The organism is Sphingopyxis sp. Root1497, from assembly GCF_001427085.1.
Classification (GTDB): domain Bacteria; phylum Pseudomonadota; class Alphaproteobacteria; order Sphingomonadales; family Sphingomonadaceae; genus Sphingopyxis.
Genome location: NZ_LMGF01000003.1, coordinates 412,334 through 434,786, shown reverse-complemented (window position 1 = coordinate 434,786; position 22,453 = coordinate 412,334). Strand labels below are relative to the sequence as shown.

The following is a 22,453-nucleotide window of genomic DNA, read 5'->3' as shown; positions in this document are numbered from 1 at the left end:
TCTCGACTTCGCTCGACACAAACGGCTTTTTCCATTTGATGAAGGGCGGGCGGCGACGGCAAAGCCGCCGCCATGACGTCAGACGGGTTCGGCCGGCCTTGGGGCCGTCCGCCCCGCTGGCCGTGCCGGTGGCTGCCGCTGCGCGGCACCGGCGCCTAGCTCGCCGTTCGCGTTGCGAACGCCTTTGCTACGCGCCTGCCACCGTCAGTACATATGCTGCCCCCCATTGATCGACATCGTCGAGCCGGTTACAAACCCCGCATCCTCGCTGCACAAAAACGCCACCCCGCGGGCGATTTCGTCGGCCTGGCCGAGGCGGCCTACCGGAATCTTCGCGACGATCTTTTCGAGCACGGGGGCGGGGACCGCGGCGACCATGTCGGTGTCGATATAGCCCGGGGCGATCGCGTTGACGGTGACGCCTTTCTTGGCGCCTTCCTGCGCCAGCGCCTTGGTGAAGCCGTGGATGCCCGATTTCGCCGCGGCATAATTGACCTGGCCATATTGGCCGGCCTGGCCGTTGATCGAGCCGATGTTGACGATGCGGCCCCAGCCGCGTTCGACCATGCCGGGAAAGCAAGCCTTCGCCATGTTGAAGCAGCCGCCGAGATTGACGCGCATGACGTCGTGCCAGTCGTCGTAGCTCATGCGCGCGAGGGTGCCGTCGCGGGTGATGCCGGCGTTGTTGACGACGATGTCGACCGGGCCGAATTCGGCGGCGATCGCGGCGCAATTGTCGAGGCAGGCCTGATGGTCGCCGACGTCCCATTTGCGCGCCGCGATGCCGGTGCGGTCACTGAACTCGCGCGCTTTTGCGTCGTCGCCCCCATAGTTGGCGACGACGGTAACGCCCTGTTCCTTGAGCTTGAGGCTGATGGCCTCACCGATACCGCGGCTGCCCCCGGTGACGATCGCTACGCGTGACATAAGTCTCTCCCACAGAGTGTGTTTCACCCTGACTAGGGCGCGTCGAAGAGGCTCGCAAGTTGACCGTTACGTCAAGCGGACAGCATTTTCAGTTGCTGACCTGAACCAGCGGCCGGTCCCAGCGCCCCGCGGCGAGATCGGCCTTGCGCAGCGTCAGCACCAGATGGTCGACGTCGCCGAAGATCCAGCTCATCAACCCGCTCGATGGCAGTTCGAGCAGCGTCGCGTGGGTTTCGTCGTCATAGTCGTGGACATAGCGGAAGGGGATGTGGCCGATGCTGGGCATCTCGCGCGCCGCGAGATCCCGCGCCCAGGGTTCGAAGACCGTGCGCGCGGCATCGGACAGCGTATCGGGGTTCGCCGCATAGGCGTGTTTGGCATGATCGAACCAGATGTTCAGATAGTCATGGACCCACAGCGGCGCGTCGGGGTGATGGGTGGTCAGCGGAATATCCAGGCTTTCGATCCGCTCGGCGCCCGGACGACCGTCGGGGTCGGGCTTGCGGTTCACCTTGGTCCAGCGGATCGCGTGCAGCGCGTCCATGACGGCGGCGGCGTCGTTCGCCGAAAAGTCCATCTTCGGGGCGCTGTCGCGGACGATGCCGATGATCTCTTCGGCGCGGATGCGTGCGACATAGTTCGCGGCGCGTGCCGATGCAGCGGCATCGTGCAGGTCCTGCAGCGAAGCCTGCATATTGACGAGGCCTTCGCGGCCGAGCGGGTCCTTGTCGCCCGCGTCATGCTTGGCGAGGCGGCGCTCGACGCTGGCGAGCTGGGTGTCGATCGGCGAGGGGCCGTCGACGTCTTTCCAGAAGCGTTCGATCCGCATCGCGAGGATTTCGACCATCGCGGTCATGCTGTCCCAGTCGAAGGGATGGAAGGCGGGGTCGGCGACGTCGTAGCCGCTGCGATAGAGACGCGTGCCGACGCTCTCGTCGTCGCCGCCCTCCTCGTCTTCGTCGGCGCGCGGATCGTCGTCGCCGGGGCGGACGGCGACGAGGTCGATCGGCCATTCGGGGAAGGCGTGGCGGGTGAAGGGCATCAGGTCGCCGAAGCGCAGCCCGCCGTTCGGCGCGAAGAAGCTGCCGCCGGGATCGAAGGCGTGCGGCGGGTCGACCGGGTCGCCGGCGGCATGGACATGGACCACCGCGACGTCGCCGTCGCGCGGGTGGATGAAGAACGCGAGGCTGCCGCGGCGCGGGCCGAGGCCGTCCCAGATGTCGGCGGGCAGGTCGGCGCAGGCGATCTGCGCGATGAACTCGCCGCGGACCTCGCGGATTTCGGGCCAGGCCATGCCGGGTTCGAGCCGCGGGCGGCCGCCGAGCCAGCTCGTCGCGATTTCGTCCATGCGCGGCGGGATCTGCGGTACGATGCGGACCGCGACCGGTTCGCTGCCGCGGCGTTCGACCAGATCGGCTTCATGCTCGACCTGCGCGACCATCGATTCGAGCATCTGGCCGACCATGGCGCGGTCGGCTTCGCTTGGCGGTGCGGGTTCGTGCGCTTCGGGGTCAGGGCGGTCGGCGACGAGCGCGGGAGCCTCGGCGGCGGGGGCGGTTCTATATTCGGCCTCGGCCTCGGCTTCGGTCAGCCGTTCGAACGGCGGCCGGGCGCTGATCCGGGCGAGGCGGGCGGCGGACATTTCGACCGGGGCTTCGACCTCGCGGTCGCGGCGCGGCAAGCTGGGGAGGCGCGGCAGCCGGCTTTCGCCGGGTTCGCGCGCTGGGCGCGGCGTTTTCGGCGCGCGCGGCTCAGGAGCGGGCCGGCTGCGGCGCCAGACAAAATAGAAGATCGCGGCGAAGAGGAGCGTTGCCGCCACCAGCATCAATAGGGCCGATTGGACCTGACTCATTGCGACCTCCAACGCGCGCGGCGGCCTCTGACTCTGCCGCGCGGAGTTTCGGTCTAAACGAAGGACCTAAACAGGAGGTAAGCGATAGAAAATCAAAGCCATCCGGCGAGTTCGCGGCGGACGAGGCTTTCGAGCATCGCGAGCCCCGGGGCGTCGTCATTGAGGCATGGGATATACGCGAAATGGGGGCCGCCGGCGCTTTCGAGCTGCGCCTTGCCGCGAATCGCCAGTTCCTCGAGCGTTTCGAGGCAGTCGGCGGCGAAGCCGGGGGCGAAGATCGCGACGCTTTTGCCTTCGCGGCCGAGGCGGGTGAGCACGGTGTCGGTTGCGGGTTCGAGCCATTTGGCGCGGCCGAAGCGCGACTGGAAGGTGGTCTCGACCGGGCGGCCGAGCGCTTCGGACAACAGGCGGGCGGTCTTGCGGCACTGGCAATGATAGGGGTCGCCGAGGTGCAGCGTGCGTTCGGGCATGCCGTGGAAGCTGGCGAGAAGCACATCGGGGGCGAAATCGAGCGCGGCGAGGCCGGCCTCGAGCGTGGTTTTGAGCGCGCTGATATAGAGCGGATCGTCGGGATAGGGCGGCAGGACGCGCAACGCCGGCTGCCAGCGCAGGGTCGCGAGATGGCTGTTCACCGCATCGACGACGGTCGCGGTCGTCGCGCCGCAATATTGCGGATAGAGCGGCGCGATCAGGATGCGGCGGCATCCCGCGGCGAGCATCGCATCGAGCGTCGCGGCAATCGCGGGGTTGCCGTAGCGCATCGCATGCTCGACCCGAATGTCGGGGCCGAGCGCGGCCTGCAGCGCCGCCGCCTGCCGCCGCGTGATAGCGGCGAGCGGCGAGCCTTCGTCGGTCCAGACTTGCTGATAGGCGTGGGCGGATTTTTTGGGCCGGGTGGTCAGGATGAGGCCGCGCAGGATCGGCTGCCAGAGGAGCTGCGGAATCTCGACGACGCGGCGGTCGGAGAGGAATTCGGCGAGATAGCGGCGCACCGACGGCGCGTCGGGGGCGTCGGGGGTGCCGAGGTTGACCAGCAGCACGCCGAGGCGCGGCGGCACGACCGGCGGATGATCGGTCGGCGCGGTCATAGCGGCAGCGCGGACAGCGGTATCCGCCGGACGCGGCGCCCGGTCGCGGCGTAGAGCGCGTTGGCGATCGCGGGGGCGACGACGGGGACGCCGATTTCGCCAAGCCCGCCGGGGTCGCGGTCGCTTTCGACGAATTCGACGATGATCTCGGGCGATTGCGACAGGCGCGGCAGGCCGAGCTGGCCGAGCTTGCGCGCGGTCGCGACCCCGCCCTCATAATCGGTGGTCGCGCCGACCGCGGCGGCGAGGCCGAAGATCAGCCCGCCCTCGATCTGTTGCCGCGCGATCGCCGGATTGACGAGGCGGCCGGCGTCGACGACCGCGACGAGCTGTTCGACCTGCAGCCCCTTTTCGCTCGGCCGCGCGGTCGCCATCAGCGCGATATGGCTGCCGCGCATGCTATGGCAGGCGAGCCCCTGCGCGGTGCCCGAAAGCATGCCCTCCCAGCCGCCGAGGCTGGTTGCGGTGAGCAGGCAGCGCGCGAGCAGTGGTTGGTCGCCAAGCATCGCCATCCGGTACGACAGCGCGTCGAGTTCGGCCTTTGCCGCCATTTCGTCGATGAAACATTCGGTGAAGAAGGCGGTGTAGCTGTCGGCATTGCCGCGCCAGCGCCCGGTCGGCAGGCCGATGTCGGCGGGGCAATGGTCGACCGCGACATGCGGGATGGCATAGCCGCTGATCGCACCCTCGACCGCGACGGCATCCGAGGCACCGGCGGCGGCACGCTGCGCGACGTCGGGCGAAGTGTTCGAAAACAGCCGGTCGCGAAACTCGTGGGTGGTCGCGGGGACGGCGATGCGCGCGACGAGCGCGTCGATCCCGCCCGCGGCGTTCAGCGTCGCGACCATGCGCGCGCGCGCCGGGGGGCGGGGAATGTCGCGCATGATCTCCTCGGCGCGCGACCAGGCGAGCTGGACCGGGCGCTTGACCTGCCGCGCGATGATCGCCGCCTGTACCGCGACGCTGTGATCGAGGCAGGCGTCGAACGAGCCGCCCGCCATCATCGGGAACAGGGTGACGTCGCTTTCGGCGAGGCCGGTGGCGGCGGCGATCGCGGCGCGGCACTGGGCGGGGGCCTGCGTCGCGACCCAGACGCGCAGCCGGTTCCGGTCGGGCGCCGCGGTCGCGGTGCGCGTCTCGATCGGCGCGTGGAGCGCCGGGGCGACCATATAAGTCGCGCCGATGCTGGTGCGGCCCTCCATCGCTGCGGACACGTCGCCCTTGTCGACGATGCGGTGGCCGTCGGCTTTGATCGCTGCGGCGAGCGCTTTGTCGATGCGTGCCGACGAGATCGGCGTGCCGGCGGTTTCGAAGACCGGGGCGAAGGCGTCGAGCGCGCGGTTCGCCGCCCACCAGTTGCGCGCGACCGCGGCGAGCCAGCGGTCATGCTCGACGACATAGAGCATGCCGGGCGAGGCGAGGCCGGCCTTTTTGTCGATGCTCTTGAGCCGCGTCGCGCCGAGCGGGCCCTGGCGGATCGACGCGAAGACCATGTCGGGCAGGCGGATGTCGCCGGCATAATTGGCCGAGCCGTCGACCTTGGCGGGCAGGTCGAGTCGGATGACCTCCTTGCCATAGAGCGGATCGGCGCTCGCCGAGCGATAGACGGGTTCGGCGGGCGGTTCGAGCAGCGCTGCGGCGGCGGCGACCTCGGCGAAACGCAATTTCTTCGCGCCCAGCGTGACGAAGCCGTTCGCGGTGTCGCACTCTTCCCAATTGGCGTCCCAGCGCCGCGCCGCCGCCATCATCAGCAGCGCGCGCGCCTGCGCCGCGGCGTCGCGGCACGGCGCCTCGAACATTTGTACCGACGAGCTGTTGGCGGTGAGCATCACCGCGTGGCGCACCGCCCATTCGCGCCGCGCCCAGCTGCGCACGTCGGCGACCATGTCGGGTACGAGCGCACGCGGGGTGAAGGTCGCGCTGTCCTCGTCGACCAGCAGCGTATTGGTGTAGAGCGGGCTGATCGGCGCGGTTTCGACCGCGATCGTGCGCCAGTCGGCGCCGAGTTCGTCGGCGATGATCTGGGGCAGCAGGGTGGTGACGCCCTGTCCCATCTCGCATTGCGGGACGACGACGCTGACATGGCCGTCGTCGCCGATCTTAAGAAAGGCGTTGAAGATATGCTCGCCCTCGGCGGCGGTCAGGTTGGGGGCGTAATCGCGCGGCCAGACGCTCCATGCGAGCGCGAGGCCGCCGGCCGCGGTCGCGCCGACGAGCAGCGACCGGCGGCTGACGTGCGGCAGGCGCCGTTTCTTTGTGTCGATGCTGTCGCGAATGCCCGCCATCGGGGATGCTGATAAGCGGCGCGAGTCTGGGAGGCAAAGGCTTTTGGTTTAACCGTCGCCCCCGCGAAGGCGGGGGCCGCTGGCCGCCTTGCCCAGCCGCGCCGCGTAAACCGACAGCGGCCCCCGCCTTCGCGGGGGCGACGATGGTGCTACCAGCCCCATGGCGCCGGCGGCGGCGGACTCACCGGGCGGTCCCATGAAAAGCCGACGCGGAAGTGGCGGTTCGCGCGCTTCAGTTCATAGGCGAAGCCGAGCGGGGTGGTCTCCATCGCCCAGATGTTCGTCGTCGAGACGCTGCGGCCTGTCGCTTCGAACATCGCGATCGATTCGGCATCGACCGGAAACTCCTGCCGGCTCGCGGTGCCGGGGGTGGCGGTGTCGCCGCCGTACATCGTCACTTCGTCCTTCGAACCGTCGGCGTGGCGATGGTCGTGTTTCAGGCGCAGGCCGTTTCCGGTGCGGCTGACGATCCAGGTGCGCGAGCGGTCCCAGCCGCCGTCGGGACCGAGGCCGGCGATATGGAAGGGGATTTCGATGCGGTCGGGGGTGCAGCGGCGGATGTGCATGACCATCGCCTTGCCCTGCATATCGGCGTCGGCGGCCTCGTTCGTCTCGATCTTGCCGGCATAGGCCTGGCCGCAGCGTGCGGTGAGCGCGGCGAAAAACTGGTCCTGCGGATCGGTCGAAGCGGGGGTGGCGGCGCAGCCGGTGAGGGCGGACGCGGCGAGCAGCAGCGCGGCGACCCTCATTTCAGCAGCCCGAGGCGAGGGATCTCGATCTTGGGGCAGCGGTCCATCACGACCATCAGCCCGGCGGTGTCGGCGCGCCGCGCCGCGGCTTCGTCGATCACGCCGAGCTGCATCCACACCGCTTTCGCGCCATGGACGATCGCCTCGTCGACCGCGGCGCCGGCGTCGGCGCTGTTGCGGAAGATGTCGACCAGTTCGGCCGGGGGTTCGACGTCGGCGAGGGTGGCGACGACGGGGGCGCCGTGGATCGTCTTGCCCGCATGGCCGGGATTCACCGCGATCACGTCATGGCCCTGCGCGACGAGGAAGGCGAGGACATGGTTCGAATCGCGCGCCGGGTTGGGCGAGGCGCCCACGACCGCGATGCGGCGCGGCTGGTCCAGAAGTTCGCGGATTTCGCCTTCGTCGTTGATCGCCATCATTTGCCCTTTCGCTGGTCGAGCCATTCGGCGACCTTCGCCGCTATCGCGTGGAACGGCTCGCCGAGCTTGTCGGTTCCGGCCGCCGGCGGCACCCCGCCGTCGCTGGCGAGGCGGATGCCCATCGACAGCGGTACGCGGCCGAGGAAGTCGAGCCCCATCGTCTTGGCCGCCGCCTCGGCGCCGCCGCTGCCGAACGGGTCGCTGACCTCGCCGCAATGCGGGCAGACGTAACCCGCCATATTCTCGACCAGCCCGATCAGCGGCACGTCGGCCTGTTCGAAGAAGGCGATCGCGCGCGTCGCGTCCATCAGCGCGAGGTCCTGCGGGGTCGAGATGATCACCGCGCCCGCGGGCTTGTGTTTCTGGATCATCGTCAGCTGGACGTCGCCGGTGCCCGGCGGCAGGTCGACGATCAGCGTGTCGATGTCGCCCCAGCTCGCGTCGACGAGCTGTTCGAGCGCCTTGCCCGCCATCGGACCGCGCCAGGCGATCGCCTGCCCCGGCGCGGCGATCTGTCCGGTCGACAGCATCGGCACGCCATAGGCGTTGGGAACGGGGATCAGCTTGGGTCCGCGCGCTTCGGGCTTGACGCCCTCGCTGTCCATCAGGCGCGGCTGCGACGGGCCATAGATGTCGGCATCGACGAGGCCGACCTTGACGCCCAATCGGCGGAGCGCGACCGCGAGATTGGCGGCGAGGGTCGATTTGCCGACCCCGCCCTTGCCGCTGCCGACCGCGATGATGGTCAGTCCCTTGCGCTCGGCGGTCATCGCGACGCGGACGCTGGTGACGCCGGGGCGCGCGAGCAGGCCGGCGCGCAGCTTGTCCTCGAGCGGTTTGCGTTCGTCCACGTCGAGGCCGGTGACGTCGAGGACGATCGCGAGCGTGCCCTCCTCGTCGAGGAATTTGAGTCCCGAGGTGCGCCCCCCGGTCAGGTCGGTGGCGATGCTGGCGAGCGGAGCGGTGTCGGTCATGTCGGTGGCAGATAGGCATGGCGGACATGATTGCCAGCCATTTTCGCGCGGACCCCCTGTTAATCGCGCCCGCGCCCCCTATAAAAGCCCCATGAGCAACGACAATAGTGACGGTATGGGACGCCGCGCCCCCGGGGGTCTGCGGCAATTTTTCCACCAGATCGCCGCGATGGCGAACAGCCCGTGGGGGCCCAAGGGCGGCGACGACGGCAAGGGAAGCGGCGGCGGCGACAAGAAGCCGGGGCCGCGCAACCCGTGGGTCAGCCCCGACCCGGTCGATATCAACCGCGCGCGCAAGCCGCGCGGCCCCTCGGCGCTCGACGAGCTGCTGCGCAAGGGGCGCGGCAGCTTTGGCGGCGGCGGTGACGGCAATGGCGGCGGCGGCAACATCAACTTCGGCGATTCGGCGAAGCTGTGGAAATGGGGCGTGCTTGGCGTCGTCGCGATCTGGGCGATCTTTTCGTCGTTCCACATCGTGCCGCCCGAAAAGGAGGGCGTCGTCACCCGGCTCGGCAGCTATTCGCGGACCGTCGGTCCGGGCGTCAAACTCACCTGGCCGGCGCCGATCGAACGCATCAAGCTGGAGGACGTGCGCGCCATTCGCACCATGGCGATCGGTTCGCCCAACGCGACCGACGAGAATTTCGTGCTGACCCGCGACCAGAGCATCGTCGACCTCGCCTATGAAGTCCGCTGGTCGGTGCGTGACCCCGAACTGTATTTTTTCCAGCTCGCCGATCCCGACGGCACGATCCGCGAAGTTGCCGAAAGCGCGATGCGCGCGACGGTCGCCAATTTCGACCTCGTCCAGGCGATCGGCCCGGGGCGCGTCGAGATCGAGTCGCAGGTGCAGCAGCGGATGCAGGATTTGCTCAACCAGTATCGGTCGGGCGTGCTGATTCAGGGCATCGCGATCCGCCAGGTCGACCCGCCGAGCCAGGTCGACGAGGCGTTCAAGGAGGTCACCGCAGCGCGGCAGGAACGCGAATCGGCGATCAACCTCGCGCGCGCCTATCAGCAGCAGGTGCTCGAACGCGCCCGCGGCGACACCTCGGCCTTCGACAAGATCTATGAACAGTACAAGCTGTCGCCGCAGGTCACGCGCCAGCGCCTCTATTATGAAACGATGGAGGCTGTTCTGTCGAACGTCGACAAGACGATCGTCGAGCCGCGCGGGGTGACCCCCTATCTGCCGCTCAACGAGGTACAGAAACGGACGGCCCCTGCCGCGCCCACGCCCGCGACGAAGGGAGCCCAGTGATGTTCGACAGCCTGTTCCAACGCCCGATGCGGCCGCTGATCGCCATCATCGTCCTGCTCCTCATCCTGTCGCAGTCGCTGGCGATCGTGCCCGAAGACAAGCAGGCGCTGATCCTGCGCTTCGGCGAGATCGAGCGGACGGTGAACCGGTACAAGCCGAACGAGGATTTCGGACGCTCGGGCGCCGGTCTCGTCCTGCGCGTGCCGTTCACCGACGGCATCCAATATATCGACAAGCGCATCCTCGGCGTGAACATGGAGCGCCAGCAGGTGCTCTCGACCGACCAGCAAAGGCTGCAGGTCGACGCCTTCGCGCGCTTCCGCATCACCAACCCGGTGCGCATGTACACCGCGATCCGCACCGAGGATAAATTGCAGGCGCAGCTTGCGACGATCCTCGGTTCGTCGCTGCGCAACGAACTCGGCAAGCGGACCTTTGCGACGTTGCTGTCGCCCGAACGCGGCGCGGTGATGGACAATATCCAGGTCGCGCTGAACCGCGAGGCGCAGAAATATGGCGCCGAGATCATCGACGTGCGGATCAAGCGCGCCGACCTGCCCGAGGGCGCGACGCTCGAGGCGGCGTACAACCGCATGCGCACCGCGCGCCAGCAGGAGGCGATCTCGATCCGCGCCGAAGGGCAGAAGGAAGCGCAGATCATCCGCGGCAGCGCCGATGGCGAAGCGGCGCGCATCTATGCCGAAAGCTTTGGCAAGGATCCCGAATTCTATGATTTCTACCGCGCGATGCAGAGCTATCGTTCGACCTTCCTGGGTGAGAACAACCAGGGCGGGACGTCGATCATCCTGTCGCCCGACAATGAATATCTGCGCCGGTTTCGCGGTAACTGAACCCTGAGCCGGACGGCGGATGAACGGGACGGTAAAGCGCCGTTCATGTTCAATCGCCGTTCAGCCACGGGGAAGCAGACCACCGCCGCCGGGGTAAGAGAGTTTTCGTAAGAGAAGGAATTTCGATCGTGCGTTATGTTTACGGCATCACTTCGGCTTTGCTGGCGGGTGGCACGGCGCTGGCGCTGGTCACCCAGTCCCCCGTCGGCGCGCAGGTCGCGCAGAATGAATCGAGCGAAATCGCCAAGGTCGTGCCGCGGTCGGGCGCCCCCGAAAGCTTCGCCGACCTGGTCGAGCAATTGCAGCCCGCGGTGGTCAATATCGCGACCAAGCAGGAGGTCACCCTCGGCGTCCGGCTCAATCCGTTCGCGGGCACCCGCGAGCCGATCACCCAGGAACAGCAGGGCGGCGGATCGGGCTTTCTGATCTCGACCGACGGCTATATCGTCACCAACAACCACGTCATCTCGGGCGGTCCGCGCGGCGAGGCGGTGAACGAGGTTACGGTCACGCTGACCAACAGCAAGGAATATAAGGCGAAGATCGTCGGCCGCGACGTCGCGTCGGACCTCGCCTTGCTCAAGATCGACGCGACGGGCCTGCCCTTCGTCAAATTCGCCACCGGCAGCGACGCGCGCGTCGGCGACTGGGTGGTCGCGATCGGTAACCCGCTCGGGCTCGGCTCGACGGTGACCGCGGGCATCATCTCGGCGGTGCAGCGCAACCTGGGGCAGGGCGGCGCCTATGACCGCTATATCCAGACCGATACCGCGATCAACCGCGGCAATTCGGGCGGTCCCCTGTTCGATCTGCAGGGCAATGTCGTCGGCATCAACAACATGCTGATCTCGCCGGTCGGCGCCAATATCGGCGTCAATTTCGCGATCCCCGCCGACGCCGCGATTCCGGTGATCGACGCGCTGAAGGCCGGCCAGGCGGTCGAACGCGGCTACCTCGGCATCGGGATCACCCCGGTCGACGAGGATATGGCGGCGGCGCTGGGCCTGCCCAAGGACCGCGGCGAGCGCATCGGGCGCATCGAACCGGGCGAGGCGGGCGAAAAGGCCGGGCTGAAGCGCGGCGACGTGGTGACCAAGGTCAATGGCAAAGAGGTCTCGCCGCAGCAGACGCTGTCGTACATCGTCGCGCGGGTCAAACCCGGCACGCGCATCCCGCTCGAGGTGATCCGCGACGGCAAGACGATGACGCTCAACGCGGTGGTCGGCACGCGGCCGGCCGCGGCGGATCAGGCCCCGAGCACCTTCGATCCCGAGGACGAACAGGCGACGCCGGACGATCCGACGGGTGCCGCCGACACCGCGCTCCAGACCGAACTGGGCCTTGCGGTGCTGCCGCTGACCGCCGACATCGCGCGCGCGGTGGGCGTCGATGCCGGCACCAAGGGGCTGGTGATCGGGTCGGTCTCGGCGAACAGCGATGCCGGGCGCAAGGGGCTTCGCCGCGGCGACGTGATCCTGAGCGCAGGGACGGCGCGCACCGCGGTGCTGACCAGCGATGCGCTGGCCAAGGTCGTAGCCGACACCAAGGCGGCGGGCCGCGATGCGGTGCTGGTGGAAATCCTCCGCCGCGGCGGTCCTTCGGGGGATGTCGCGCTGCGGCTGAAAAAATAATCTTCTCCCCTTCGCCGAAGGGGAAGAGGCTTGAAAGCGGGCGCTGGACCTCATCGGTCCGGCGCCCGTTTTTCTTTGCGCGCGCCGGATAATGTTCCTATTATGTTCCTATTATGTTCCTACAACGAGTCGGGAGAAGAATGATGATCGGATATGTGACGCTCGGCACCCACGACCTTGCGAAGGCGGCGGTGTTTTACGACGCGATCGCGGCGGAACTGGAGACGCCGCGGATGATGGAGTTCGAGACCTTCATCGCGTGGGGCAAGCCCGGCGGCGGTGCGGGGATCGGGCTGACCAAGCCGTTCGACGGCAACGCCGCGAGCGTCGGCAACGGTGTGATGGTCGCGCTCGAGGCGAAAGACCAGGAGCAGGTGCATCGGCTCTATGACATCGCGATCGCCAACGGCGGCACCTGCGAAGGCCCCCCGGGACCGCGCGGCGAGGGTTTTTACGCGGGCTATTTTCGCGATCTCGACGGCAACAAGCTCAACGCCTTTGTGATGGGATGATGGGCCGCCGCCGCCGGACGTGATAGTCCTCTCCCACCAGCGTGGGAGAGGATCGAATGACGGCAAGCAAGGCGGATCGGGATGCGGGGCGAACGGCGGGCGGACCGCATTATTCGCCCTTCGTCATCGCGGGTGGTTTCATCTTCGTGTCGGGGCAGCTGCCGTTGTTGCCCGGACGCGATACCGCGCTGGCGTCCGCGCCGTTCGCGGCGCAGGTCGAGCAGGCCTTGCGCAACCTGGAAACCGTGCTCGCGGATGCGGGCGCCGGGCTGGCGCAGGTGGTCAAGACCACCGTCTATCTCAGCGATATCGACGACTGGGGCGAGGTCGATGCAATTTACGCGCGCTTCTTCGGCACGAACCGGCCGGCGCGCAGCGTGGTACCGACCGGGCCGCTGCACTTCGGCTTTCGCATCGAGATCGAGGCGATCGCGGTGGCGTGACGCCGGCTGGACGGGCGATGGCGGGCGTGATGGCGGTTCCGGGGTGGGAAGCGGGTGACAGCTTTCCACGCGAAAGAGGTGCTTCGGGCCGCTTCCACGATTTCCGGCCATCGAGGCACGCGTGCGCCACCAGATATTCCGGTCGACATGGGCGCTGCGAGATGGTCGGTGTGACACCGTTCCCGTGCGCCGCCCGCTCATCTGACGAATAATATCGTAAAAACAAGGAGGTGGCTTGTTGTCTCCGGTCATGGTAGCTTGACGGCAGGCGCAAACAAACCGCCCGTCGGACATATGTCCGGCGGCGAACGGGCCGATCTCTTCCCAAACCGTCGACCCGCTCGCTTCGCCAGCACGAGGCCCATGACCATGATAAACGCCCAAGAGGTTGCCGCGTCCCTGACGGACGGACAACGACGTCGTCTGTTGGCGCTCTTCGCCGAAAGGAAGGCGCAGCCGTGGGAGGAGGGCGATGACGAACTCAAGGGACGACGGCTCGTCCATTGCTTCCGGCAGGACCGTGGCGGCGAACGGACCGAGCTGAACAATTCGGGCTGGTCGGTCGCCATGCTGCTCAACCGCCCCGCCGCCTGAAACGTCGCGAGACGGGCAGGGCCACAGCTGCCGATCGTCCTCTCCGGCCGATGACAGCAGCGCGGTTGCCGATTGCCTGTCCACGCCCCGCGTTCTAGACCGGCAGGCAGGTTCGGATAGCGGAGGACAGCGAGTGAGCGACGGCAGCACGGCGAGTGAAATCTATATCGGCCTCGGCGGCGGCGGCGCCCCCGACGGGCCGCGCCAGTCGCTGGTGCTCAAGCGCGCGAACCGGCACGGGCTGATCGCCGGGGCGACCGGCACCGGCAAGACCGTGACGCTGCAGGGGCTGGCCGAGGGGTTTTCGGCGGTCGGCGTGCCGGTGTTCGTCGCCGATGTGAAGGGCGACCTCGCCGGCCTGGCGATGGCGGGCAGCCCGACGTCGAAGATGCACGAGATTTTCGCCGCGCGCGCCGCCGAGATCGGCGACAGCGAATGGGCGTATCGCGACAATCCGGTGATCTTCTGGGATTTGTTCGGCGAACAGGGGCACCCGGTGCGCACGACGATTTCCGAAATGGGTCCGCTGTTGCTCGCGCGGTTGATGGGGCTGAACGAAGTGCAGGAGGGGGTGCTCGCGATCGCCTTCCGGGTCGCCGACGAACAGAATCTGCTGCTGCTCGATTTGGGCGACCTGCAGGCGATGCTGGCCTGGTGCGCGCAGAATGCCGACGAGCTGACCGTCAAATACGGCAATGTGTCGAAGGCCACCGTGGGCACGATCCAGCGGCAATTGCTGACGCTCGAAAGCCAGGGCGGCGCGAACTTCTTCGGCGAGCCTGCGCTCGACATCCAGGACATGATCCGCACCGATGAAAACGGCCGCGGCTATGTCAACATCCTCGCCGCCGACAAGTTGATGGCGAGCCCCAAGCTCTATGCGACCTTCCTGCTCTGGCTGCTCAGCGAGATGTTCGAGACGCTTCCCGAGATCGGCGACCCCGACAAGCCGAAGCTCGTCTTCTTCTTCGACGAGGCGCATCTGCTGTTCGACGATGCGCCGCCGGCGCTCGCCGAGAAGATCGAACAGGTCGTTCGCCTGATCCGCTCGAAGGGCGTGGGCGTCTATTTCGTCACCCAGAACCCGATCGACGTTCCCGAGGATGTCGCGGGCCAGCTCGGCAATCGCGTCCAGCACGCGCTGCGCGCCTTCACTCCGCGCGACCAGAAGGCGGTGAAGGCCGCCGCCGACACCTTCCGCCCCAATCCCAAGGTCGACGTCGCGCGCGAGATCACCGAACTGAAGGTCGGCGAGGCGCTCGTCTCGCTGTTGATGGCCGACGGCGCGCCGTCGCCGGTCGAGCGCACGCTGATCAAGCCGCCCTGTTCGCGTGCCGGCCCGCTCGACGCCAAGGAGCGCGCGATCATCAAATCGATCTCGCCGGTCGAGGGCAAATACGACACCGCGGTCAACCGCGAGAGCGCTGAGGAACTGCTCGCCGCCAAGGCCGACCAGGCGCAGGCCGCCGCGATCGAAGCCAAGGCACAGGACGAGGCCGACAAACAGGCGGCGATCGCGGCCAAGGAAGAGGCGAAGCGCAAGGTTGCCGAGGAGAAGGTGCGGCTGCAGCAGGAGAAGGTCGCGGCGCGCGAGGCCGCGAAGCCGAGCTTCGCCGAAAAGATGGTCGAATCGGCGGCGCGGTCGGCGGCGACCAATATCGGCCGGCAGGTCGCGGGCAAGTTCGGCGGCCAGTTGATGCGCGGAATATTGGGCAGCCTGTTCAAATGAAGACCGGCGATGCCCGCAAGATGGAGGCGAGCCTGACGGCGCTCGCCGAAACGGGCGTCGACCTTCGGCTGGCCCTGTTCGAACGCTTCTTTGCAGCATTTCCCGCGCGTTTCGAAAGCTTCATCTCGGTCGACGCCGCGTCGCGGCGGATGACCGACGAGACGCTGCAGATGATGCTGGGGCTGGCAAAGGGGCAAAGCTGGGTGTGGCCGCTCGTCGCCGAGCTGGTGTTCACGCACCGCAGCTATGGCGCGTTGCCGATCGAGGAATATGACGCCTTCATCGACATGACCGTCGAGGAACTCGGTATCGCACTGGACGACGCCTGGGATGCCGATTGCGCGGCGGCATGGGGACGCGGCGCCGATGCGCTGAAATATATGATCCGCAAGGCGCGCGCCGAGTGGAAGAGCGCGATGCCCGCGGGCGCGCCGCAGCTGGCTGAGTAAGCACCCGTCGCTCCCGCAAAGGCGGGAATGACGGGTGGAATTTATCCCTATTTGCCCTTGAGCCAGCTGGCGATTTCGCCCTTGATGCGCGGGCGGCTGACGCTGCGTTCGGTCAGCGTCGCGATCACCTTGTCATAGGGTTTGCGGACGTCGGCGGGCAGCCCCGCCGCGATTCCCTGAAGCCTGGCGATCATCGCGGGGTCGTGTGACGCCGCGGCGAGTCCGGCGAGGAAACGCGCGCGCGCCGACGCGTCGATCAGCCGGTCGACCGCCGCCTGATTCGCCTGGACGAAATCGACCGCCGATTCGGGATGGTTGGCGGCGACCGCGCCGATGATCGACGCGCTGACGGTCTCGCCGGGTTCGGCGGTCAGCGCGAGATCGAGCGCGCGGCGGGCCAGCGCCGCATCTTTGGCCGAGCCGAGCAAGGTGTAGAAGGTGCTGCGTTCGACCGCCGATTTCGATGCCTTGGCGAGCGCGCGCAGCCGGGTCCAGTCGGCATCGGTCGCGTTGGTCGCGACGATGCCGAGCCAGCGCGCCTTGAGCGGGCCGTCGAGCGCGGCGGGGTTGCGGTCGAGCAGCGCGAAGCGGCGCCGCGCCTCGGCCAGCACCTTCGCATCGCCCATCGCGCCGAGCGCGGCGAGCAGGTCCGAGCGCAGCACGCTGTCGAGCGCGGGTTCGCCCGCGCGCGGTTCGAAACCGAGCCGCCGCATCGACGGGTCGAGCACCGCGCCGGCCATCGCGGCGATGCGTTTCTGGACCGCGGGCTGGTCGTCGAACATCGCGTAGAGCGCCTGGTAGCGGCCGGCGACGTCGCCGATCACCTTCTGGCTCGCGCCCTGCGGGGTGGCGGCCAGCAGGTCGAGCGCCGCACCCATCGGCTGATAGCCCGCGTTCGCGAGCGCGAAATTGTCGCCGAGCAGCCCGAGCTGGTCGATCGGTGCGAGCGACGCAAAGCGGCCGCGCAGCGCGGCGAGCGCGGCCGGCGAATAGAGGGTGCGGTAATAGCCCGCCTGTCCGGCGTTGATCAGCACCGGGCCGCAGCCGGGCAGCGTCAGCGTCCCGGCGCCGCCCGCAATCACCTGCCGCGCGACCGCGCCTTCCCCCGCGCGGGCGAGCACCGGCACCTGCCAGCGGCGGCCCTCGGCCTCGATGCCGTCCTTGCGGTCGCGCGAAAATTCGCCTTGGGTCAGCTGGACCGTCGTCCGGTCGCCGGCGCAGGTCATGCCGCCGACGCGCAGCAGCGGGATTCCCGGCTGGTTGGTGAAATCATGCGCGATCGCGGTCAGGCCCTTGGCGCCCGCAACCTCGACCGCGTTCCACAAATCGTCGGTGCGCGTGTTCTGATATTTGTGCTGCGCCATATAGGTGCGCAGCCCGTCCCGCCACACATCCTCGCCCGCATAGGATTCGAGCATGGTGATGACGGCTTCGCCCTTTTGGTAAGCGATCGCGTCGAACGCCTGGTTGGTGTCCTCGACGGTGCGGATTTTCTGGACGACCGGGTGCGTCGTCGCGAAGGCGTCGAGCCCCATCGCGCGCTCGCGGCCATCGACGCGGTCGAGCAACGGCTGCCAGTCGGGGTGGAAATGGTCGCTCGCCTTGGTTTCCATCCAGCTCGCGAAACCTTCGTTGAGCCACAAATCGTCCCACCACGCCATGGTGACGAGGTCGCCGAACCATTGGTGCGCGACCTCATGCGCCTGCGTCGAATAGATTTGCTGCCGCGTCGCTTCGCTGGTGATCGTCGGATCGTCGAGCAGGATGCGTTCGAAGGTGAAGATCGCGCCCCAATTTTCCATCGCGCCGAAAAACTGCGACTGGCCGGGGCCGGCGATATTGTCGAGCTTGGGAAGCGGATAGGGCTGGCCGAAATAGTTCGAATAATAAGTGAGCAGCGGACCGAGGCTGTCGAGCGCGAAGCGTGCCTGTTCGCCCGACCCCTTGGGCGAGACGATGCCGACCTCGGCGCCGCTTTCGCTCTTTGCCGCGAGCCGCTCGAAATCGCCGGTCGCGAAGAACAGCAGATAGGACGACATTTTTGGGGAGGTGGCGAAGGTTACCTTCTTGAGCCCGCCCGCCAGCGGGGTCTCGCTCGCCGCCGGCATGTTGCTGACCGCAAGGTCGTCCTGCGGGACGATCGCCGACAGGGTGAAGGTCGCCTTATAGCTCGGCTCGTCGAAGCTGGGGACGAAGCGCCGCGCGTCGGGCGCCTCGAACTGGGTGAACAGCCCGCGCACCTCGGCGCCGCTCGCCTTGTCGGGATAGTCGAGCGCGAAAAGCCCGTTCGCCTGGGTGCCGATGATGCCCTTGTAATGCGTGATGAGGCGATAGGTGCCGGCGTCGAGCGGGACGGGCGCGAGGAAGGTTACCGTCTGCGCCTCGGCATCGGTCGACGCGATCAGCGGGATCGGTTCGCCGGTCCCGTCGGCGCGGGTCAGGCTGGCATCGACGACATCGAGGTCGAGCGCGTTCATCACGATTCCGCCCGCGCTTTCATACAGCTCGAGGTCGATCGCCGCCTCGCCGGTAAAGCTCAGCGCCTTGGCGTCGGGGGTGACGCTGATGTCGTAATGAATCGGGCGCGCATTGCGCGGCAACTGGCTCGGGATATCGGCGGCCAGCGGCGTGCCGGTGAAGGCGGGCGGGGCGGCGACAGGGGCGGCGGCGACCGGCGCGATCCCCGGCTGGGCGGCGCAGGCGGCGAGGCCGAGCGACGAGACGGCGGCGACAAGCAGATGACGGTGCGATGTTTTCATGATGGCGATCCCCGGTCTTGATTTTGCCGCACCGGCTACGCCGATGCCACGCGGACTCCCGCGTCGCTTTCGGCGGGCGTAGCATGGCTCTCGACAGATGACACGAGATGGGGCAGCTTTGGTTGCATGACAAAACCTATATTGCCTGGAGAGGTAGCCGCCGCCGTCGTCGACCCCGTCGCTTATGGGGAATGGGACGGGCTTCATGAAAAGCTCGGCTGGGCGCGCGCCCATGCGCCGCTCGCGGTCGCCGAGACCGCGGAGGTCGACCCCTTCTGGCTCGTCACCCGCCACGCCGACATCATGGCGATCAGCAAGGATCCGCAACGTTTTGCGAACGGCATCCGCCCGACGGTGCTGACCAACCGCGACGGCGAGGCGATCGCACGCGCCGCGACCCCGGGGGGCGACGGGCACCTGATCCGCTCGCTGGTCCAGATGGACGCCCCCGATCACATGAAATACCGCCTGCTCACCCAGAGCTGGTTCATGCCCAAGAATCTGAAGATCGTCGAAGAGCGTATCCGCGGCCTGGCCCGCGAGACGGTCGATGCGATGCTCGCCGCCGGGCCCGAATGCGATTTCGCGCGCGACGTCGCGGCGCATTATCCGCTGCGCGTCGTCATGGACATATTGGGGGTGCCGCCCGAGGACGAGCCGCGCATGCTGATGCTGACCCAGCAATTGTTCGGATCGACCGACCCCGAGCTCAACCGCAGCCGCGAGGCGATCACCAGCGCCGAACAGGCGATCGCGATGCTCCATTATGTGATCGCCGATTTCGAGCAATATTTCGGCGCGCTGACCGCCGACCGCCGCGCCAATCCGCGCGAGGACATCGCGACGGTCATCGCCAATGCGACGATCGACGGCGGCCAGATCCCCGACCGCGAACTGGCGGGCTATTATATGATCATCGCGACCGCGGGCCATGATACGACGAGCGCCTCGACCGCCGGCGCGATCATGGAACTGGCGAAGAACCCGGCGCTGTTCGAACGCTTCCGCGACGCCGACAGCGACAAGGCGGGGTTGATCGAGGAGGCGATCCGCTGGTCGACCCCGGTCCAGCATTTCATGCGCAGCGCCAAGGAAGATGTCGAGATCGGCGGGCAGCAGGTGCGCGCGGGGGACTGGCTGATGCTCAACTATGTCTCGGCCAACCGTGACGAGGCGGTGTTCGGCGACCCGTTCGCCTTCGACCCCGACCGGCCGAAGAACCAGCAGCTTGCCTTCGGCTTCGGCGCGCATGTGTGCCTCGGCCAGCACCTCGCCCGCATGGAGATGCGGATCATGATGGAGGAACTGTTGCCGCGGATCAAAAAGCTCGAGCTCGCGGGCGATCCGGCACGGGTGCAGTCGGTGTTCGTCGGCGGGCTGAAGCGGCTGCCGATCCGGTTCGAGGCGGCGTGAGCGACTATTTGCCGAAATCGCCGTTCCTGGCGTCATTCGTCGATGCGGATGTTCCGCTCGACGGCCTCGAGGGCGAGGCCAATCTTGACCGATTGATCGCCTTGATGGGCGACGCTGACGTATCGAACAGGGACTGGGCGGCCACGCTGTTAGCGCTCAGCGACCGCGATGATGCGAGGATTCGGGCGGCTTTGCGGATGGGTGCAGAGGATGTGGACCCGGTCGTGCGCGGCGAAGCGCTTTGCGGATTGGCGAGGCGCGATCCGGCTGTTGCCCTGCCCCTCGTTCGCCGCGAACTCGATCGTGACGAGAGCAATATAGCGGTGATGAATGCCGCCGAAGAACTCGCCGACCCGACGCTGGCTGCGAGCCTACTTGCTTGGGCCGAAGGCCATGATCCGGTCGCTGAGGCCGCTCGCGATGCGATCAGGGCCTGCGGGGCGGCCGCCACTTAAAGCTTTGCGAAGCCGCGCCGCCATGCCAAGGCGGTTCCGGGTCGATATTCGGGGGAAGTCATGAAATATCCGATCCTTGCCGCGGCGCTGCTGCTTGCCGCCGCCGCGCCCACCACCACCGCCACCGCGATGACGATCGATGCCGACGAGCGCGAGCTTTACGACAACAGCATCCAGTGCATGGCCTTTTTCGGGATCATGGCGGGACTCGGCACCAAGGGCGACGACGCGGACCCGAAGATCGTCGCATCGGGCACCAAGTTTCTGGCTATCGCGACCGTACTCGCCGACGACGACGAGGCGCAGATCAAGACCGACTTCGACGCCCAGATCGACAAGTTCGCGCGGATCACCAAGAATCCCGAAGATCCCGACATGATCAAGCAGGTTCAGGACATCAGCGAGAGCTGCACCTTCCTCGAAACGCTGGTCGACGCGATGATCGAAAGCGGCACCCTCTAAGCCGGGCGCGTCAGACCTTTTCCGCCGGAAAGAATTTCGCGACGACCTCGCTCGCGAGGCGCGCGGGGCGCAATGTTTCGGCGTCGATGCAGCACCAGCTCGATTTGACCTCGGCCAGCACTTCCTCGCCGCGCTTGATGATCGTGTCGTAAAAGGCGCGCGCGCCCTGCACTTTTTCGAGGATCACGGTCGCGATGACCTGGTCGTCGAGGAAGGCGGGGCGGCGATAGGTGATCTCGTGCTTCAGCGCGACCCACAGATGTGCCGCGACCGCGTCGGGCGGCGCGATATGGCGCCAGTGCGCCAGCACGGCGTCCTGCACCCAGCTGAGATAATGGGCGTTGTTGACATGCCCCATGAAATCGATCTGGTCGGCGCCGACGGCGATGGCGTGATCGTGCGGGAGCGAGGCTGCGGTCATAACGTTGACACTAATGTCAACAAACTGTGACGGGAAGATGAATTTCCGACCATTTCGATAGAATGATCGCTCAGCCCCGCCCGCGATAGGGCGCGACGCCCTGATCGGGGAGCCACAGGCCTGCGGGCGGCGCGCCCGATTGCCAGAAGACATCGATCGGAATGCCGCCGCGCGGATACCAGTATCCACCGATGCGCAGCCAGCGCGGCGCCATCTCGTCGAACAGGCGGCGGCCGATGCCGACGGTGCAATCCTCGTGGAAACCGGCGTGGTTGCGAAAGCTGGAAAGAAAGAGCTTGAGGCTCTTTGATTCGACGATCGTTTCGCCGGGGGCATAGTCGATCACCAGATGCGCGAAATCGGGCTGGCCGGTCACCGGGCACAGCGAGGTGAATTCGGGCGCGGCGAAGCGGACGAGGTAAAGCTCGTCGGCGCGCGGGTTGGGGACATAGTCGAGGATCGCGGCCTCGGGTGAGGCGGGCAGTTCGCTGGACTGGCCGAGATGCTTGGGCGTCAGCGCCGGGGGGGTGGAATCGGACATGAAATCCCTCTAGTGGGGCGCGCGGCCGCTGTCATCCGTCGATGGCGCGGTCATTCAGCGCCAATTCAGCGGATCGGGCGCGAAACAGACGATCGGGATCGCACGGGTATAATGACGGACAGGCATTTCGGGACCATGGGCAGCGCGCGGGCGGTGCTGGCATTCGCGCTGGCGGCGAGCGCTATCGCGCCCGCGATCGCCCAGCAGGGCGAGACCCCGGCCCCCGCGCCTTCGCCGAGCCGCCCGATCGATTTCCGCCTGCCGCCGCCCGGCGACGACGGCCGCGCGCCGGGGGTGCAAGGACCGGCGGACAATGGCATCGCCCCCTCGGGCCCGGGCGCGCCGCGCCCGACGCCGACACCGGCCCCCACACCGACCCCGCCGCGCGTGACACCGACGCAGCCCGCGACCCCATCGGTGAGGCCGCCGGCCGCCGGTGCCGTCCCCGCGCCGACGCGCCGCGCGGCCCCGGCCGAAACCGCGCCCGCGACCGCGCCGGCGCGGGATGCGGCCGCCGAGACTCCGTCTTCGCCGCCCGGCGCGACCGATGCCGCGCCGGGCTTTTCGCCGGTCGTTTCGGATGCGCCGGCGATCGCCGATGCCGCCCCCGCCGACGACATCGCGCCCGCGCCGGC

General features: G+C 67.6%; 21 protein-coding genes and 1 pseudogene. 12 read left to right on the top strand and 10 right to left on the bottom strand.

The window, feature by feature from the left end; genetic code table 11:
* Positions 1–204: 204 nt before the first annotated feature.
* From phbB to ASD67_RS05560, 7 genes are all read right to left on the bottom strand, one after another.
* Entirely contained in the window at positions 205–927 is a 723-nt protein-coding gene (gene phbB, locus ASD67_RS05590) for an acetoacetyl-CoA reductase (RefSeq protein ID WP_056344535.1), read from the bottom strand.
* An 88-nt stretch (positions 928–1,015) separates the two neighbouring features.
* Positions 1,016–2,779: a DUF1963 domain-containing protein gene (locus ASD67_RS05585; RefSeq protein ID WP_082544863.1), complete on the bottom strand. Its 1,764-nt coding sequence runs from the start codon at positions 2,777–2,779 to the stop codon at positions 1,016–1,018.
* A 92-nt stretch (positions 2,780–2,871) separates the two neighbouring features.
* Entirely contained in the window at positions 2,872–3,867 is a 996-nt protein-coding gene (gene hemH, locus ASD67_RS05580) for a ferrochelatase (protein WP_056344530.1), read from the bottom strand.
* Complete coding sequence (locus tag ASD67_RS05575; RefSeq protein ID WP_056344526.1) at positions 3,864–6,152, bottom strand: xanthine dehydrogenase family protein molybdopterin-binding subunit; 2,289 nt, start codon at positions 6,150–6,152, stop codon at positions 3,864–3,866. Before ASD67_RS05575 ends, hemH begins: the two co-directional genes overlap by 4 nt.
* A 149-nt stretch (positions 6,153–6,301) precedes the next feature.
* A complete protein-coding gene (locus tag ASD67_RS05570) occupies positions 6,302–6,901 on the bottom strand; it encodes a hypothetical protein (RefSeq protein ID WP_056344524.1) in 600 nt (199 codons plus the stop codon).
* The gene (locus ASD67_RS05565; RefSeq protein ID WP_056344521.1) at positions 6,898–7,320 is read right to left on the bottom strand and encodes a CoA-binding protein; all 423 of its coding nucleotides are present in this window, start codon (positions 7,318–7,320) and stop codon (positions 6,898–6,900) included. Before ASD67_RS05565 ends, ASD67_RS05570 begins: the two co-directional genes overlap by 4 nt.
* Positions 7,320–8,297, bottom strand: coding sequence for an Mrp/NBP35 family ATP-binding protein (locus ASD67_RS05560; RefSeq protein WP_056344518.1), 978 nt, complete (start codon positions 8,295–8,297; stop codon positions 7,320–7,322). The genes ASD67_RS05565 and ASD67_RS05560 overlap by 1 nt, the downstream gene beginning before the upstream one ends.
* A gap of 91 nt (positions 8,298–8,388) precedes the next feature.
* On the opposite strand from ASD67_RS05560, the gene hflK reads away from it, so the two are divergent.
* The 8 genes from hflK (at position 8,389) to ASD67_RS05525 (ending at position 15,767) form a co-directional block, all read left to right on the top strand.
* A complete protein-coding gene (gene hflK / locus ASD67_RS05555; RefSeq protein ID WP_082544862.1) occupies positions 8,389–9,558 on the top strand; it encodes a protease modulator HflK in 1,170 nt (389 codons plus the stop codon).
* Complete coding sequence (gene hflC / locus ASD67_RS05550) at positions 9,558–10,409, top strand: protease modulator HflC (protein WP_056344513.1); 852 nt, start codon at positions 9,558–9,560, stop codon at positions 10,407–10,409. The genes hflK and hflC overlap by 1 nt, the downstream gene beginning before the upstream one ends.
* 128 nt (positions 10,410–10,537) lie before the next feature.
* A complete protein-coding gene (locus ASD67_RS05545) occupies positions 10,538–12,040 on the top strand; it encodes a trypsin-like peptidase domain-containing protein (protein ID WP_056344509.1) in 1,503 nt (500 codons plus the stop codon).
* Between the two features lie 143 nt (positions 12,041–12,183).
* Complete coding sequence (locus ASD67_RS05540) at positions 12,184–12,552, top strand: VOC family protein (RefSeq protein ID WP_056347050.1); 369 nt, start codon at positions 12,184–12,186, stop codon at positions 12,550–12,552.
* Between the two features lie 56 nt (positions 12,553–12,608).
* Positions 12,609–12,995 (top strand): RidA family protein, encoded by a 387-nt coding sequence (locus ASD67_RS05535; protein WP_056344506.1) that lies wholly within the window; start codon positions 12,609–12,611, stop codon positions 12,993–12,995.
* A gap of 426 nt (positions 12,996–13,421) precedes the next feature.
* Complete coding sequence (locus ASD67_RS22950; RefSeq protein WP_156377583.1) at positions 13,422–13,589, top strand: hypothetical protein; 168 nt, start codon at positions 13,422–13,424, stop codon at positions 13,587–13,589.
* A gap of 133 nt (positions 13,590–13,722) precedes the next feature.
* Positions 13,723–15,318 (top strand): helicase HerA-like domain-containing protein, encoded by a 1,596-nt coding sequence (locus tag ASD67_RS05530; protein WP_056344502.1) that lies wholly within the window; start codon positions 13,723–13,725, stop codon positions 15,316–15,318.
* Positions 15,315–15,767, top strand: a complete 453-nt coding sequence (locus ASD67_RS05525) for a hypothetical protein (protein WP_056344499.1) — start codon at positions 15,315–15,317, stop codon at positions 15,765–15,767. Before ASD67_RS05530 ends, ASD67_RS05525 begins: the two co-directional genes overlap by 4 nt.
* Before the next feature lie 47 nt (positions 15,768–15,814).
* Here ASD67_RS05525 and ASD67_RS05520 read toward each other — a convergent pair whose 3' ends face one another.
* Positions 15,815–18,526 (bottom strand): M1 family metallopeptidase, encoded by a 2,712-nt coding sequence (locus ASD67_RS05520; protein WP_082544861.1) that lies wholly within the window; start codon positions 18,524–18,526, stop codon positions 15,815–15,817.
* A gap of 126 nt (positions 18,527–18,652) precedes the next feature.
* Between ASD67_RS05520 and ASD67_RS05515 the strand changes: the two genes are divergently transcribed.
* Genes ASD67_RS05515 through ASD67_RS05505 form a run of 3 tightly spaced genes read left to right on the top strand, consistent with a single transcriptional unit; the run spans position 18,653 to position 20,856 of the window.
* Entirely contained in the window at positions 18,653–19,939 is a 1,287-nt protein-coding gene (locus tag ASD67_RS05515) for a cytochrome P450 (RefSeq protein ID WP_056344496.1), read from the top strand.
* Entirely contained in the window at positions 19,936–20,394 is a 459-nt protein-coding gene (locus tag ASD67_RS05510) for a lyase (RefSeq protein WP_156377582.1), read from the top strand. Before ASD67_RS05515 ends, ASD67_RS05510 begins: the two co-directional genes overlap by 4 nt.
* Before the next feature lie 60 nt (positions 20,395–20,454).
* A complete protein-coding gene (locus tag ASD67_RS05505; protein WP_056344491.1) occupies positions 20,455–20,856 on the top strand; it encodes a hypothetical protein in 402 nt (133 codons plus the stop codon).
* 10 nt (positions 20,857–20,866) lie between these two features.
* On the opposite strand, the gene ASD67_RS05500 is transcribed toward ASD67_RS05505, so the two are convergent.
* Together ASD67_RS05500 and queF are read right to left on the bottom strand one after the other, a co-directional pair.
* The gene (locus tag ASD67_RS05500) at positions 20,867–21,277 is read right to left on the bottom strand and encodes an acyl-CoA thioesterase (protein ID WP_056344487.1); all 411 of its coding nucleotides are present in this window, start codon (positions 21,275–21,277) and stop codon (positions 20,867–20,869) included.
* Between the two features lie 70 nt (positions 21,278–21,347).
* On the bottom strand, positions 21,348–21,818 hold the full coding sequence (queF, locus tag ASD67_RS05495; protein ID WP_056344485.1) for a preQ(1) synthase: 471 nt from the start codon (positions 21,816–21,818) through the stop codon (positions 21,348–21,350).
* Positions 21,819–21,953: 135 nt separating this feature from the next.
* Here queF and ASD67_RS23625 point away from each other — a divergent pair.
* A pseudogene (locus ASD67_RS23625) lies at positions 21,954–22,453 on the top strand (hypothetical protein); the annotation flags it as partial.

Coding starts and splice junctions, on each gene's coding strand:
- phbB (WP_056344535.1), bottom strand. CDS start 927: ATGTCACGCGTAGCGATCGTCACCGGGGGCAGCCGCGGTATCGGTGAG.
- ASD67_RS05585 (WP_082544863.1), bottom strand. CDS start 2,779: ATGAGTCAGGTCCAATCGGCCCTATTGATGCTGGTGGCGGCAACGCTC.
- hemH (WP_056344530.1), bottom strand. CDS start 3,867: ATGACCGCGCCGACCGATCATCCGCCGGTCGTGCCGCCGCGCCTCGGC.
- ASD67_RS05575 (WP_056344526.1), bottom strand. CDS start 6,152: ATGGCGGGCATTCGCGACAGCATCGACACAAAGAAACGGCGCCTGCCG.
- ASD67_RS05570 (WP_056344524.1), bottom strand. CDS start 6,901: ATGAGGGTCGCCGCGCTGCTGCTCGCCGCGTCCGCCCTCACCGGCTGC.
- ASD67_RS05565 (WP_056344521.1), bottom strand. CDS start 7,320: ATGGCGATCAACGACGAAGGCGAAATCCGCGAACTTCTGGACCAGCCG.
- ASD67_RS05560 (WP_056344518.1), bottom strand. CDS start 8,297: ATGACCGACACCGCTCCGCTCGCCAGCATCGCCACCGACCTGACCGGG.
- hflK (WP_082544862.1), top strand. CDS start 8,389: ATGAGCAACGACAATAGTGACGGTATGGGACGCCGCGCCCCCGGGGGT.
- hflC (WP_056344513.1), top strand. CDS start 9,558: ATGTTCGACAGCCTGTTCCAACGCCCGATGCGGCCGCTGATCGCCATC.
- ASD67_RS05540 (WP_056347050.1), top strand. CDS start 12,184: ATGATCGGATATGTGACGCTCGGCACCCACGACCTTGCGAAGGCGGCG.
- ASD67_RS05535 (WP_056344506.1), top strand. CDS start 12,609: ATGACGGCAAGCAAGGCGGATCGGGATGCGGGGCGAACGGCGGGCGGA.
- ASD67_RS05525 (WP_056344499.1), top strand. CDS start 15,315: ATGAAGACCGGCGATGCCCGCAAGATGGAGGCGAGCCTGACGGCGCTC.
- ASD67_RS05520 (WP_082544861.1), bottom strand. CDS start 18,526: ATGAAAACATCGCACCGTCATCTGCTTGTCGCCGCCGTCTCGTCGCTC.
- ASD67_RS05515 (WP_056344496.1), top strand. CDS start 18,653: ATGACAAAACCTATATTGCCTGGAGAGGTAGCCGCCGCCGTCGTCGAC.
- ASD67_RS05505 (WP_056344491.1), top strand. CDS start 20,455: ATGAAATATCCGATCCTTGCCGCGGCGCTGCTGCTTGCCGCCGCCGCG.
- ASD67_RS05500 (WP_056344487.1), bottom strand. CDS start 21,277: ATGACCGCAGCCTCGCTCCCGCACGATCACGCCATCGCCGTCGGCGCC.
- queF (WP_056344485.1), bottom strand. CDS start 21,818: ATGTCCGATTCCACCCCCCCGGCGCTGACGCCCAAGCATCTCGGCCAG.